The organism is Embleya sp. NBC_00888 (assembly GCF_045207655.1).
In the GTDB taxonomy this organism is placed as follows: domain Bacteria; phylum Actinomycetota; class Actinomycetes; order Streptomycetales; family Streptomycetaceae; genus Embleya.
This window is the reverse complement of record NZ_CP108784.1, coordinates 87,155-100,501: the sequence shown is the minus strand read 5'-3', so window position 1 is coordinate 100,501 and position 13,347 is coordinate 87,155. Positions and strand designations below refer to the sequence as shown.

Annotated in this window: 11 protein-coding genes and 2 pseudogenes; 8 read left to right on the top strand and 5 right to left on the bottom strand. The window is 69.3% G+C overall.

Annotated elements, in window-relative coordinates; translation table 11 throughout:
• The first annotated feature begins 153 nt into the window (after positions 1 to 153).
• The 4 genes from OG948_RS00430 to OG948_RS00415 all read left to right on the top strand — a co-directional run bounded on the left by OG948_RS00430 (position 154) and on the right by OG948_RS00415 (position 4,798).
• Positions 154 to 1,218 (top strand): hypothetical protein, encoded by a 1,065-nt coding sequence (locus OG948_RS00430; protein ID WP_406292814.1) that lies wholly within the window; start codon positions 154 to 156, stop codon positions 1,216 to 1,218.
• A gap of 26 nt (positions 1,219 to 1,244) precedes the next feature.
• On the top strand, positions 1,245 to 1,766 hold the full coding sequence (locus tag OG948_RS00425) for a hypothetical protein (RefSeq protein WP_406292813.1): 522 nt from the start codon (positions 1,245 to 1,247) through the stop codon (positions 1,764 to 1,766).
• Between the two features lie 1,467 nt (positions 1,767 to 3,233).
• Complete coding sequence (locus OG948_RS00420; RefSeq protein ID WP_406292812.1) at positions 3,234 to 4,232, top strand: hypothetical protein; 999 nt, start codon at positions 3,234 to 3,236, stop codon at positions 4,230 to 4,232.
• Between the two features lie 245 nt (positions 4,233 to 4,477).
• Positions 4,478 to 4,798 carry a hypothetical protein gene (locus OG948_RS00415; protein ID WP_406292811.1) on the top strand — a complete coding sequence of 107 codons (321 nt, stop codon included), beginning with the start codon at positions 4,478 to 4,480 and terminating at the stop codon, positions 4,796 to 4,798.
• A gap of 147 nt (positions 4,799 to 4,945) precedes the next feature.
• Here OG948_RS00415 and OG948_RS00410 read toward each other — a convergent pair whose 3' ends face one another.
• Positions 4,946 to 5,161 (bottom strand): hypothetical protein, encoded by a 216-nt coding sequence (locus OG948_RS00410; RefSeq protein ID WP_406292810.1) that lies wholly within the window; start codon positions 5,159 to 5,161, stop codon positions 4,946 to 4,948.
• A gap of 362 nt (positions 5,162 to 5,523) precedes the next feature.
• On the opposite strand from OG948_RS00410, the gene OG948_RS00405 reads away from it, so the two are divergent.
• Both OG948_RS00405 and OG948_RS00400 read left to right on the top strand, forming a co-directional pair.
• Positions 5,524 to 6,021 (top strand): hypothetical protein, encoded by a 498-nt coding sequence (locus OG948_RS00405; protein WP_406292808.1) that lies wholly within the window; start codon positions 5,524 to 5,526, stop codon positions 6,019 to 6,021.
• A 233-nt stretch (positions 6,022 to 6,254) separates the two neighbouring features.
• On the top strand, positions 6,255 to 7,019 hold the full coding sequence (locus OG948_RS00400) for an alpha/beta fold hydrolase (protein ID WP_406292806.1): 765 nt from the start codon (positions 6,255 to 6,257) through the stop codon (positions 7,017 to 7,019).
• Positions 7,020 to 7,543: 524 nt separating this feature from the next.
• Here OG948_RS00400 and galK read toward each other — a convergent pair.
• From galK to OG948_RS00385, 3 genes and pseudogenes are all read right to left on the bottom strand, one after another.
• Positions 7,544 to 8,656 (bottom strand): galactokinase, encoded by a 1,113-nt coding sequence (gene galK / locus OG948_RS00395; protein WP_406292805.1) that lies wholly within the window; start codon positions 8,654 to 8,656, stop codon positions 7,544 to 7,546.
• Positions 8,653 to 9,635: pseudogene (galE, locus tag OG948_RS00390) on the bottom strand (UDP-glucose 4-epimerase GalE). The gene galK and the pseudogene galE overlap by 4 nt, the downstream one beginning before the upstream one ends.
• Positions 9,632 to 9,769, bottom strand: a pseudogene (locus OG948_RS00385) (galactose-1-phosphate uridylyltransferase); the annotation flags it as partial. The pseudogenes galE and OG948_RS00385, both read right to left, overlap by 4 nt.
• A gap of 564 nt (positions 9,770 to 10,333) precedes the next feature.
• Between OG948_RS00385 and OG948_RS00380 the strand changes: the two are divergent.
• Both OG948_RS00380 and galT read left to right on the top strand, forming a co-directional pair.
• A complete protein-coding gene (locus OG948_RS00380) occupies positions 10,334 to 10,816 on the top strand; it encodes an ATP-binding protein (protein WP_406292803.1) in 483 nt (160 codons plus the stop codon).
• 193 nt (positions 10,817 to 11,009) lie between these two features.
• A complete protein-coding gene (gene galT, locus OG948_RS00375) occupies positions 11,010 to 12,146 on the top strand; it encodes a galactose-1-phosphate uridylyltransferase (protein WP_406300156.1) in 1,137 nt (378 codons plus the stop codon).
• A gap of 184 nt (positions 12,147 to 12,330) precedes the next feature.
• Here galT and OG948_RS00370 read toward each other — a convergent pair whose 3' ends face one another.
• Positions 12,331 to 13,119 carry a DeoR/GlpR family DNA-binding transcription regulator gene (locus OG948_RS00370; protein WP_406292802.1) on the bottom strand — a complete coding sequence of 263 codons (789 nt, stop codon included), beginning with the start codon at positions 13,117 to 13,119 and terminating at the stop codon, positions 12,331 to 12,333.
• Between the last annotated feature and the right edge of the window lie 228 nt (positions 13,120 to 13,347).

Here is a 13,347-nt window from a genome sequence, read left to right as displayed (position 1 = left end):
CGCTGACGGAGTGGAGATCTTGAAACTCGTCGATGACGCCCGGAGCCTACGAGATTGCTGATGGGCATATACTCTGACGGATCGAGGCGGGACTGCCCCACTGATGCCCAGTGGCGCTTCTGTAGCCTGTAGTGCGGACTTGTAGGGGATGTCGTGCAGGTGCATGAGACGTGTTACGACCGGGTGTTTTTGCAGGAGGGCGGTTATGAGCGGTGTCGGGGGACCGATCTGGATGTGCGTGTGGTGATGGCGCGGATGCCGGTCGACGTCAAGGACGGCTTCCGATACGAGCGGGTGCCGTGGGAACGCTTCTTTCACCCCTTCGGGCGAGGTGAAGACATTCCCGGGCTCCTGAAGCAACTTCGCTTCGCGGACGACGAGGAGGCGGCGGAGCGGGCGCTCGGCGAGCTGTGGAGCTTGCGCCATCAGCACCAGACGTCCGCGCCGGCGCCCTTGGCCGTGCCGTTCCTGTTGCGTATCGCCGCCGATCGTTCGACCTACTGGCGGTCGGGCGTGCTGTCGCTGGTTGCCCACATGGCACGAAGTGACCACTCATATCATGTGGTGGAGATACGTACGGAGTTCTTCCGGGTCGCCTACCGGGACGACGATCTGCGGTACGACACCAACATGTACCCGCAGAACTGGTCGATCCAGGCCGCACGTGACGCCATCGCCGCCGACGCGCAGATCCTGCTGAATCTGCTGGACGACCCCGATCCGGACGTCCGCGGCCGGGCCTGCCACGTACTCTCCGCAGCCTCCGGGAAGGCCCGCGAGATCTCGATCGCCCTGCACGAACGGCTCGGTGTCGAGGACGATCCGCAAGTACGGGCGCGGATTGTCCTGGCGCTGGCCCAACTGGCCCGTGAGCACGCGAAGATCCACGCCGACACCGTCGCCTGGGCCCGGGCGTGCTGGGCGGATGCGACGCGGCCGGCGGAGGTGCGGGTGAGCGCGTTGCTCGCTTGGTCGTGCCTGGTCGAGGGCCCGTTGCCGGACGCGTTGCGTGCAGTCCTGGAGGAGACGGTCACCGAGGAACTCGATCGACTCATGTCGCCGATCCCATGGTTGGAGGTCGTGGACGAAGCCGGGTTGCCCCGCATCCTGGAGCGGATACTCCAGGCCGAGGAACAGGACCTCCCGGCCCTGCTGGCCGCCAGGGACAGGCTCGTCGATCCCTGGATCCGCGGATGTGACGATGACCCGCCTTTCTGAGCGGCAGGGCGGGACACCGGTCTTGCGTGGCGAGCATCGCCGTGCTTGAGGAACAGGTCTCGCATGCCGAGGCGATGCTGCGCCTGGGCGCTCACGACGTCGAGAAGGCGTCTCGGATGATCGACCGGACAGAGGCCGAACTCGCCATATGGAAGGGAGGTCCGCCGGCAGGACCGGGACGACGTGACTGGCTCCCGCAACACATCGTCCTGCAGGTGACCGCGCTACGCGATCTGGACGAGGATCGCAAAGCGGACGCGGTCATCAAGCAACTGTGCCGATCGGAACCGGTGGAGATCGTTCGCCCGGTGTGGTGGCGCTTCCGCAGCGAGCAGCGTCCACTCGACCGAGAATGCGTGGTTGTGGCGGCAGCGAAGAAGTGCGCAGGTTTGGACCGGTTCCATTCGATCAGCCCTCATCAAGGCTTCTGTAGCCGTGCCGGTCTTGACTGGTCCACCGATCTCGTCGCGGCTCTGGCGACGAGCGGACCCGCCCACACCATTCGGCTGTTCGGCAAGGCCACACGCGAGCGGGACAGGACGAGCTGATCCGCGAGCCGAACTGGGCGCTGACCAAGCATCGCTCACGCCGGGACATCAAGGCGCTGACGACCGGGGGATCCAGAACTCGCCCTGAGCATCGGGAACTTCACGCCGGCACAGCTGAAGGAGCGGCTGACGGACCGCGTCCTCGTCCCGCTCGTCTGGCCTTTCCTCGCTCCGACTGTGTGGATGATGGAATGGTGAAAGCGGCGCCGGCGCGTCCGCCAGGCTCCACCGGCCTGACGCGCTCAGCAGGCGCAGCGGTCTTCGCGTACCCTGCGGCGCCGCCTGCGGAGGCCGCGGCCCTGCGCGCCCCCCCCGCGGTGACCCTGCGCAACTTGCCCGCGTGCCAGCCCGCGGACCCCGTGGAGCCCTGCCACGGTCTGGATTCGCGGACGTGGGCGTTGATCCGCCACGACGAGCCCCACAGCGCCGCCTCCTGGCGGGCGACGCTGTCCTGTGGACACACGGACAGGGCAGTTCACGCTTTCGAGTGAACATCCGGGGATTCGTTTGGCCGGCGCGGGCGGTGAATCGGTGCGTGTCCACAGCGCACCGTCGCCGGCACCCTCGAACCCGTTGGCGTGGCGACATCTTCCACGGACACACCGTGGTGTGGGCTTGTGTCGGGCCCGGCCTCTACCGTGCGGCGGGTGAACCTCGACGATCTCCGGCGCCAGGAACATCCCCTCTTCGACGGGGTGCCGCCCACCGTCGACCTTCTTCTCCAATACGGGCACCTGGATGCCGTGTTGGCGGTGGTGCGTGCTCGGGGGAGTGGCGGTGCGCCCGAGGCGCGGCACACGAGTTGGCCGGGCGCGGCGAACGCGACGCGGCGTGGGCGGAGATCGCCCCGTTCGCCGAAACCGGATGGTGGCCGGCCGTCGAGGACGCTGCACTGTTGTTGGACGGGTGGGGCAGGGGGCGGGAGGCGATCACACTGGTACACGCCCGGGCCGAGGACGGCGAACGCCACGCGTGGAACACGCTGGCCTCACTCCTCGCCGACAACGACCGCGTCGACGAGGCGATCGAGGTGCTGCGCCCGCGCCTGGGCGACTGGTACCACATCAAGGCCCTGGTCGACGTTTCCGACCGTCGCGGGCGCGACGCCCGCGTGATTGAACTGTTGCGCTGGCTCGACGGCGGGGACGGACCGTGGAACGGCACCGTCATGTTGGCCCGGGTGTTGGAGCGCGGCGGGCCGAGGCGATCGCAGTGCTGCGCACGCGGATCGACGAGGTGCGGCTCGACGAACGACATCGTGGAGTGGACCCGTCCTGGCCCGGCACGACCAGCTGGACGAGTTGCGCGTGCTGGCCGCCGGTCCCCATGCCCGATGGGCCGTTGCCTCCTTGACGGAGCGGCTGGAGGAGTGGGCCCGGCGGAACGCCGCCATCGCGTCCCCGGGTCCCTCGGGCCAGGCCGCGCCGGCCGATTGTGCCGAACGGAATTTCGAAGGAGTGTGTGCCGGTGGATGTGGATGGCGAGGGTTTCGAGTGGGCGTTGCCGCACGATGATTGGGCCGAACCGTCTGAGGGGACGGATCGGGACGTGCGGGTGGTGGTGGCGGGGATACCGCTCGAGGTTCGGGATGGTTTCCTCTACGACCGGGTGCCGTTCGCCCGGTTCGCCCACGAGCCCGGTCTGCCCGGGGAGTTGGAGCGGATGCGCTCCGCCGATCCCGCTGCGGCGCGGGAGGCGCGCGAGGCGGTGGGGAGCGCCATGTTCCATCAGGGGTGTCGTTTCCCGGCGGGGGCGTTGGCGGTGCCGTTCCTGCTGCGCATCGCGGCCGACCCGTCCACGCACGATCGATTCTCGGTGCTTCGGTTGTGTGCTTTGGCGGCGCGTCGCGACTTCTGGGACGACGGATCCCGACCCGGTCTGCTGCGGGTCGCGTATGCGGACGATGATGTGCGCTTCGCCTCGGACGGCTCTGTGCAGAATTGGTCGATCCGTGCGACCCGTGACGCGGTTGCCGCGGACGCGGACGTGGTGATCGGGTTGCTGGAGGACTCCGACCCGCCGGTGCGGGAGATGGCCGCGTACGCCCTCGCCGCAGCCTCCGGCCGGACCCGGGAGATCTCCGCAGCCCTGCATGAGCGGCTGAGGATCGAGGACGACGCGCGCGTGCGCGCGTGCCTGGTCCTGGCGATCGCCCAACTCGCCCACGAACATGACCCAGACGCCACCGTCGCCTGGGCCCGCGCATTGTGGTCGGACCCGACCGGCCCCGCGGAGGTGAGAGTGAGTGCCGCGTTGGGATGGCTGTGCCTGGTCGACGATCCCGCCCCCGACGCCCTGCGCGCCGTGATCGAGGAGAGCGTCACCCCCGAACTCCACCGGTTGCTGTCCCCGACGCTCTGGATGAGGCAGGTCGAGGACACCGGCGTCGACGGGTTGTCGCACACCCTGTGGCAGATGCTCGACCCCGACACCTGGCCCGGCCCCGCACCCGAACCCGTTTTCTAGCGGTGGTTTGTTGGTTCGGGAGGCAAAGGTGCAGGCCGCAATCTGCTCCGACCGAGTTCATCAGGGCCCGCAACTGGGTGGGTGGGGGCGCGTTCGACCAGGCCCGTCAGTAGTGTTGCAGCGCGATTCCGAGGGCGATCCAGGCGCGGCCCGGATTACCCGGGGCCGGCGGGTTACGGAGGGAGTACGGGCACCGCCTGGGGAAGAGCCGCATTGCTCAGGGCGATCCCGCGGCGGCCCTGCGCATGACGAACATGCTGGCCAATCCCCGCGTCGTCCTGCGCGACGTCGCCGACACCCTGAAGCTGACGATGCGACGCCTGTACCGGGCCCGCAACATCGTCCTGCACGGCGGATCCACCCAAGGCGTCGCCCTGGACGCCGCACTGCGCACCGCCGCCCCCATCCTGGGCGCCGGACTCGACCGCATGGTCCACGCGGCACTCGTGGAACAACTCGACCCCCTCGACCTGGCGGCCCGCGCCGAAGTCGCACTGCAACTGGTCGGCGGAGACACCGGACTCACACCCGTCGACCTTCTCGAAGCAGCGAACGCACGCCCCTGAACACCGGGAACGACGGCGAGCAGGGCGAGGATCCGGGTTGCGCGACAGCGGTGCCTCCCGGGGCGTGGACACCACAGGGGTCCGAAGCCGCCCGGGCTCGCCCTGACGCCGTGGCGCCGTGTCCGGACGAGCGGTCGCAGAGTCGATCTACCAGCGGGCGGCTTTGTCGTTGGCGTATCGAATCGCCCATTCCTCCTCGTCGAAGTCGTCGCGGGTCCCGGTCTTCGCCTTGATCTCGCGTGCCGTCTCGCTTCTTTCGTGTGCCTCTTCCGCGAACCCGCAGATGTGGGCCGGTGGGGGTTTGCGCCGAAACTCCTCGCGGGCGGCGAGTTTGGGGTCGCCGGCCACCAACTCCGCGTGCACGGCCCGCAGTCGGGCCCTTTTGGGTTCCGGCCATCTGCCCGGCGGTGCGACACACCCGGATGCGGGCGGCCACCGGCTGCGGGGCGTCGAGCAGGGGCCTCAGTCGGGCGAAGTCGCCGGCGAGATTGGCGAGGACGCGGGTTGGGGCCTGTCCGTGGTAGCCGTAGCCGTACGTCTCGGCGGCGGCCTCCAGGTCGGAGAGTTCGGCAGGGGCGTTTTCGGCGGCGAGGGCGAGGTCGAGCGAGGCCCGGGTGTCGGTGAGGGCGCCGAGCGCGGTTGCGGTGAGGCCGGTGGCGAGCGCGCCGCGCAGGAGGTGGCGGCGGTTCACGGGGTCGTCTCCATCGTCGGACTCCGGTGGGGGCGTGGGGGAATGGTCCTCCCAGGGCGACGCGGTTCGTTCCTCGGCACCCCGGGCGGGTCAACTCCGGCGTCTGGCAGTGGAAACCCGGCTGCGCCGGCTGGGCGTACCGGCGAAGGTCGACTACCTTCCTGCCGGAAAGGGCTGCGCGGCAGGTCGGTTCCCGGGAGGGACGCTGCCCCGGGACGCGGTCGAGGCCGCGATCCACCATGTGAAGCCGCCGATGGACCGGCTGATGACCGACGAGGAGAGCGTGTACTTCCGCCAGGCATGGCAGGAGATCCGGCCGGAACGGATCCCGCCGGGAACAACGCTGGTGCTGACCGAGACGATCTTCGACGGCCCCAAAGGGTCGGAGCAGCGAACGGCGGTGGGCAACAGTGATCTTGCGAGGGGGACGGTCGCTCCCTGCGTGCCGGTCGACGACCCGGATGCGCCGAGGGTGATCGACACCGAGGACGGTCAGATGGTGCACCTCGGCGGTCCGCCGCCGTCGAACTGATCCCGGTCCAGGACCGAGCCGGTCCGGCCGCGGCAGACAGCCGGTGGGCCGCCATCGCTGCGGCCGGATCTCGTGTCGATGTGGACGTCTCCAGGTGTATGGGCCATCGCGGTAGGGCGTCGTCGTACCATCCCTCTTCGTCGCCGATTGTGATGGCGTCGAGGCGGAGAAAACCGCATGCGGTACTGATCCGCGGCGGCGCCCGGGTCGGGCGCCGCCGCATCGCGCGGCTGATGCGCGCCGCAGGCCTCGTCGGCAGGCATCGCCGACACGGAGAGCGCACCATCGCCACCCGCAAGGTTGCCGGCTGGGCCGTCCACCTGCGCACCAGCCTGGTCGTCGACGCCATGCGCGACGCCGTCCGGCTGCCGGGTCTGGAGGCAGACCGCGCCGACGTCGCGGGCGTCGATCTCGCCACCCAGACCCGCGCGTTGATCGAGGAGATCACCTCTCGGGATCTCACCGACGTGGTCCTGGTCGCCCACTCGGGCGGCTCGTTCCCCGCGTACGAAACGCTGGACGCCGTCCCGGAGCGGATCGCCCGGATCGTCTACGTCGACGCCGGCCCGGTCGGGGACGGCACCGCCCTGCTCGATGTGATCGATCCGGCCGAGCGCACGCGCGCCGAGGCGGAGGCCGCCGAGCACGGAGGGCGATACACGAACGCGTTCGACCCGACAGCCGACCCGGAGGTGCTCGACGGCCTCTCCGACGCCCATCTCGCCGTCCTGCGGGCACGCGCGGTGCCGCAGCCGTACGCGGTGGCCGCGAGCCCGTTGCGCGTCTCGAACGAGGCCCGCCTGAAGGTGCCGGCGCACCTGATCACGTGCACGTTCCCCCTCGACCAGGTTCAGGCCATGATCGCGGCCGAACACCCCTTCTTCGCCGAACTCGTCAAGGCCGAGTCCTTCGACACGCGCGCGCTGCCCACCGGCCACTGGCCGATGTTCTCGCGACCCGCGGAACTCGCGGCACTGCTCGACGAGATCGCCGGCTGAGCCGTCGGCGACACCTGCCGGTGCATGGGAGTGGGCCAGGCCCACTCCCATGCACCGGCAGGCGTGTAGTAGACGTCTTCGCGCTCGACTACATGCCATCGGTCGAGTACGAGCAGCAACACTGGGCCGACCGGGAGCAAACCACGCAGTCCGGCGTGAACAACCGCAGACGGACTGTACAAAACTCGGGCCAGCTCAGTCAGGCGCGCATCGTGCGACATGTCGGGGACTTCACTGTTGCCTCCACCTGGGCGCCGGTCTCAATTCTGCGATAGCTGCACAACTGAACCGAGCTGCGGCGCGTTCGACACGTAGCTCTGTGGTTTAGCCTCCGGAGCGGGTTGAGGGCGGCCAGAGCTGTGTGCCGTGACAGACCTGAGTCCCCTCTCGGCTGCACTGTACGTGAAGGTCGACGTGTGTCCGCTCTTCCCCGGCTGCGCTCCATCGCGTAGGGCCTGGAGTTCGACCGACCCGCGGTCGACGCCGGACCTCGCCCCGTCTGGCGGGCGGGGTGAGGTCCGGGTTTAGGACAAGCGGCGTGCCCCTGCCGACGGGATGGCCTCGAAGAAGCGAGGGGTGGTGAACCCGCGTGCCGCGAAGGTCTTTTCCACCGCCTCGGCGACCGCACCCGAGTCGTCCTCCTCGACCAGGGCGATGGCCGAGCCCCCGAAACCGCCGCCGATCAGGCGGGCGCCGAGTGCGCCCGCGGCCGACGCGGTGTCCACGGCGGTGTCCAACTCGGGGCACGAGATGGTGTAGTCGTCGCGCATCGACGCGTGCGACGCGGTCAGTTCGGGGCCGATCGCGCGCACGTCGCCGGCTCGCAACGCGGCCACGGTGCGCAGGACGCGCACGTTCTCGGTCAGCACGTGACGCACCCGCATGCGCAACGGTCCCGCCGGCAGCGCGGCCAGTGCCGCGTCCGGGTCCGTGATCTCGCGTAGCGACGGTACGCCCAGCAGCAGTGCGGCCTCCTCGCACGACGCACGCCGGGCGGCGTACCCACCGTCGACCAGTGCGTGCGCGGCCCGGGTGTCGATCACCAGCAGCCGCAGCCCCACGCCCTCGCAGTCGAACGGGATATGGGAACCCGTCAGGTCGCGGAAGTCCAGGAACCAGGCGTGGCCGGCCGTGCAGCCCAGGGACGCCATCTGGTCCAGCATGCCGGTCGGCAGGCCGAGGAAGTCGTTCTCCACCTGCTGGGCGATCCGCGCCAACTCGACGCGGGAGCAGCCGAGGTCGTGGAGGTCGTTGAATGCGAGGGCGACCGCGCACGACAGTGCGGCCGACGACGACAGGCCCGCTCCCACCGGTACGTCGCTGTCGATCCGGATGTCGGCGCCGCCGCTCACGTCATACCCGGCGGCGCGCAGCGCCCACACGACCCCGGCGGGATATGCGGTCCAGCCGGACAGCGTGCCGGGGGCGAGATCGGCGACCGCGAGTTCGAGCGGCTCTGCGCCGGCGTGCGAGGACGCGAGCCGCAGCAGCCCGTCCGTGCGCCGGCCCACCGATGCGCGCGTCGTGTGCGGGATCGCTATCGGGAGCACGAACCCGTTGTTGTAGTCGGTGTGTTCGCCGATCACGTTGACTCGTCCGGGGGCCGCCCACACGCCTTCGACGGCGAAGTCGCTCATGGCGCCACCTCACCGTTGCGCAGGAACGACCACGCGTCCGCGACGATGCTCTCCAAGGTCGTGCGCGTCGGGTGCCATCCCAGGACGTCGTGGGCCGGTTGCGCCGACGCGACCAGGACGGGCGGGTCGCCCGCGCGGCGCGGTGCCTGGTGGACGGGGGTCGCGTGGCCGGTCACGGTGCGGACCGCGTCGACCACGTCTCGGACCGAGAACCCGGTTCCGTTGCCGAGGTTGCAGACGAGGTGGCTCCCTCGTTCCTGGGCCACGCCGCCTTGCGCGGTCGCGTCGAGAGCGAACAGGTGGGCGTCGGCGAGATCGGCGACGTGGATGTAGTCGGCACGCAGGTGCCGTCGTGGGTCGGGTAGTCGCTCCCGAACATCGCGACGGAGTCGCGGGTGCCGTGCGGGACCTGGAGCGCGAGCGGGATCAGGTGCATTTCGGTGGCGTGCCGCTCGACGTAGCGTTCGAAGGCACCCGCGACGTTGAAGTAGCGCGGGCTCACGGCGCGCAGGCCGTGCGCGGCGGCGTAGGACGTGATGAGCCGATCGACCGTGAGCTTCGAGGCGCCGTACGGGTTCGTGGGGGCGCAGGGAGCGTCCTTGGTGATCGGCGACACCTCGGGGGCGCCGTACACGGCGGCGGTGGAGGAGAAGACGAAGCGGTCGATGCCCAGCGCGCGCATCGCGTCGAGCAGGGCGAGCGAGCCGCCCACGTTGTTGTGCCGGTACTTCTCGGGGTGTGTGACCGATTCGCCCACCAGGGAGGAGGCCGCGAAGTGCAGGACCGCGTCGTAGCTCGCGTCGAGGTGCCGCGCGGCGTCCTGCACGCGGCCCTCGACGAACACCGCCTTGTCCGGGACGGCGTCCCGGTGGCCGGTGGACGGGTCGTCGAGCACGAGCACCTCGTGCCCCGCCGCGACCAGACGCGCCGTGACGACGCTGCCCACGTAGCCCGCGCCGCCGGTGACCATGAGCCTCATTCGCCGACCTTCCGCAGTCGTGCCGCCGCGGTCTCCGGCGGCACGTCGCTGATGAACACACCCATGCCCGATTTCGACCCGGCAAGGTACTTCAGCTTGCCCGGCGCGCGTCGAATCGAGAACAGTTCGCCCTGCACCGCTTCGTGAAGCAGACCGCGGTCTCGAGTGCCGAAGGCGCACCCCGGGTCCCTTGCCATCACGCCCGGCCGGTCACCTGAGCCACACTGTGCGCTGATACGAGTTTCGGGGCCCGCGCCCTCGTCCCGACCCTGTAGGCCGTCGGCGCCGACGCCATCGCGCGGGAGATCACCACCACCGGCGACCGCGACGTCGCAGGCACGTCACGCTGCTGCGGCCCGTCACCCCACGCCGACTCCCCACGAAGAGGGCGCAGCGCCGGCCGGGCGCCTCGACAAACCGGGACGCGAACTTCCGGGCGGGGCGCGTTGTGAGGGTTCGGGCACCAGGTCCGAAGCGAACCGGCTCCAACGACTGCGGCGCGAGGACGCGCTGCGCGGGTCGGCGACGGTCCGGGACGCGGGCCTCGCGTACGACCTCGTGCTGCGACCACCGAGTGAGTTTTCGTGCGAACATCCAAAATGTTTGAAGTCGTTGATAAATGTTGTGGTATGTGTCATTCTGGAAGCAGGTTTAATTCAACCTTCACCTCGGGGCTTACGGACTGTGTGAGGTAAGCCATGTCCGGTTTCACCAACGTTCTGAGCGATCACCCCCGGGCTCCGGCTTCGCTGGACGTCCCGCAGCCTCGCCACGGCGCGGTCGCCCTGACTGCGGATGCCTCCCAGGTCCGCATCGCCCGCCGGTTCGTCGCGACGCTTGTCACCGGGTGGGGCATCGAGGCGGAGCTCGTGGACTCGGTGGTCCTCGTGGTCGGCGAGTTGGCGGCCAATGCCGCCGAACACGGCGGGTCGTACATGTATGTGAGTGCGGTGCTCGCGGGCGCGGAACTGTGTGTCAACGTCACCGATCTCGGCCCGAGGGCGATGTCGGCGGTCCCGGCGGCCGGGGAGGAGCGGGGGCGAGGGCTGGGAATCGTCGACTGCCTTGCCGACTGGTTCGACGTCACGCACCGGCCGCAAGCGCACACTGCCTGCGTGGGTTTCCACGTCCCCGGAGCGGGATCCCGGCAGGTGCCGTGCGAGCAGTTCACGGCCACGTAGCCGTGCCCTGACCAATGAACACGCCCACAACGGGCGTGGGTCCCGTTTAGACGTGACCGATTTGATCAACTTGTGTGAGATCCGTCTTCATTGTTCGTATTCCCATCTTTCGCCGGAGTTGCTCATGAAAGATCTCGGGCAGGTGGACGGCCCGCGCAACGTCCGGTCCGCACCGGCGCAGGGGATGGATGGCGTGCAAGGCGCCACGACTCGCCTGGCCGACGGCCGCGCGCTGCACTACTACTTCGACGAGGGCACCGAACGACCGTCGTTCCCCCGGGATCGGCGCACTCTCCCACCCCCCGAGCCGGCATCCGAACTGCGCTACGACCCGTTGTCGGACGAATGGGTGGTGGTGGCGGAACACCGCCAGGTGCGCACCCACATGCCGCCGGGCGACGAGTGCCCCCTGTGTCCGTCCACCGAGGCCCGGGCGACCGAGGTTCCCGCAGCGGAGTACGACGTGGTCGTCTTCGACAACCGATTCCCGTCGTTGTCGTCGGCGATTCCCTCCGGCCCGGTCTCCGAAGCCGAGCCGATGTTCCCTCGCCGTCCCGGCGTGGGGCGGTGCGAGGTGGTGTGCTTCACGGCCGACCACGACGCGTCGTTCGCGGACCTCACGCCACGGCGCGTGGGGACGGTCCTGGACGCCTGGACGGACCGCACCGCGGACTTGTCCCGCCTGCCCGACGTCGAGCAGGTTTTCGTGTTCGAGAACCGCGGCCCCGAGATCGGGGTGACGCTGAACCACCCGCACGGGCAGATCTACGGATACCCCTTCGTGACCCCCAGAACGAAGCGGGTCCTGGCCTCCGCGCGCGCCCACCGCGAACGGACCGGCGGAAACCTGTTCGCGGACATTCTCGCGGCCGAGCAGCGTGCGCGCGTACGCCTGATCGCGCAAACACCGTATTGGACCGCGTTCGTTCCCGCGGCCGCACGGTGGCCGATGGAGATCCACCTGTATCCGAATCGACAGGTACCGGACCTGCCCGCGCTCGACGTCGAGGAGCGTGTCGACTTTCGCGCGGTGTACCTGGAGGTGCTGCGGCGCCTGGACGCCGTGTTCGGCGTGAAGATGCCGTACGTGTCCGGCTGGCATCAGGCGCCGGTGCGAGGAGAGGAGGACCGAGCGTTGTCGTGGCTGCGCCTGGAACTGTTCTCCACTCGACGGGCGGCGGAGCGTCTGAAGTTCCTGGCGGGGTCCGAGTCCGGCATGGGCGTCTTCGTCAACGACGTGGCTCCCGAAGCCGCGGCACGCGCGCTGCGGGAGACCCGCATCGCCGACGCGCCGCCCGCCCTCCACACCCAGTCCGCCGTCGGCGCTTGACCATCGAGAGGAGGTCGCGGACATGCATGGGATTGTCCTCGGCAGCGCCGGCGCCCGGGGTCGCCGCGCGATCGGCGGGACGGCGCCGAGTCGCGGGGCGGACGCCGGACGGCGGCCCTGGACGGCCTGGAAGGGTTGTCCGACGAGAACGACGCGCTGCGCGCCGTGGGCGTCGGGGCTCTCCTCAGTTGCCGGAGGCGCTGGGCTCGACCACGACGAGGTTGTCGATGTGCTCGGACAGTTCCTCGCGTGCTTCCCGGGACAGACCCGAGTCGACGATCAGCGTTCCCGCGTCCTCGAGCCGAGCGATGGTGCTGATCCCTATCAGGCCCCACTTTGTGTGGTCGGCCACCACCACGAGGCGGCGGGCGGCGCGCACGAGCGCGAGGTCGGTCTCGGCCTCCAACAGGTTCGGGGTGGTGAAGCCGACCCTCGGGCTCATGCCGTGGACTCCCAGGACGAGCATGTCGACGTTGAGCGTTTGCAGGGCCGCGACCGCGACCGGCCCCACCAGGGCATTCGACGGGGTGCGCACGCCGCCGACCACCACCACGGTCTGATCCGGACGACCGAATTGATGGAAGACGTCGGATACCGGAATCGAGTTGGTAACCACGGTGAGCCCGGGAACCCCCACCAGATGCCGGGCCAGTGTCCAGGTCGTCGTCCCCGCGGACAACGCTATCGCGCTGCCGGGGGCGACCATCGTCGCGGCGTGCCGCGCGATCGCTTCCTTCTCCGCGGCTTGCCGACCGGATTTGGTGACGAACCCCGGTTCCTCGGTCGACCCGCCGTCCACCAGGGTCGCACCACCGTGCACCTTGGCGATCAGACCACGCCTGGCCAGCGTCTCCAAGTCTCGCCGGACGGTCATGTCCGAGACACCGAACTCCTCGACCAAAGTCGCGACCCTGACGGACCCCGACCCGGCGATCATCTCCAGGATCGCGCTTTGTCGCTGACCTGCCAGCATGATCGACCCTCTCGCTGTACACCACAGCAACCAACACGTTCCAACGTACCGCGTTCGGACGATCTGTCACCTGCCGCGTCTGCGAATCACCTTGCGGCGGCGCCTGCTTGCCGGTCTCGAATCACGGCGTGGGTGATATGGAACAAGCCTTGTTGCTTAATGTTGAAACCTCTGGACATATAGCTCAAATCATGAGCAGATACATCTAAATATGACAGATCAAAGCTT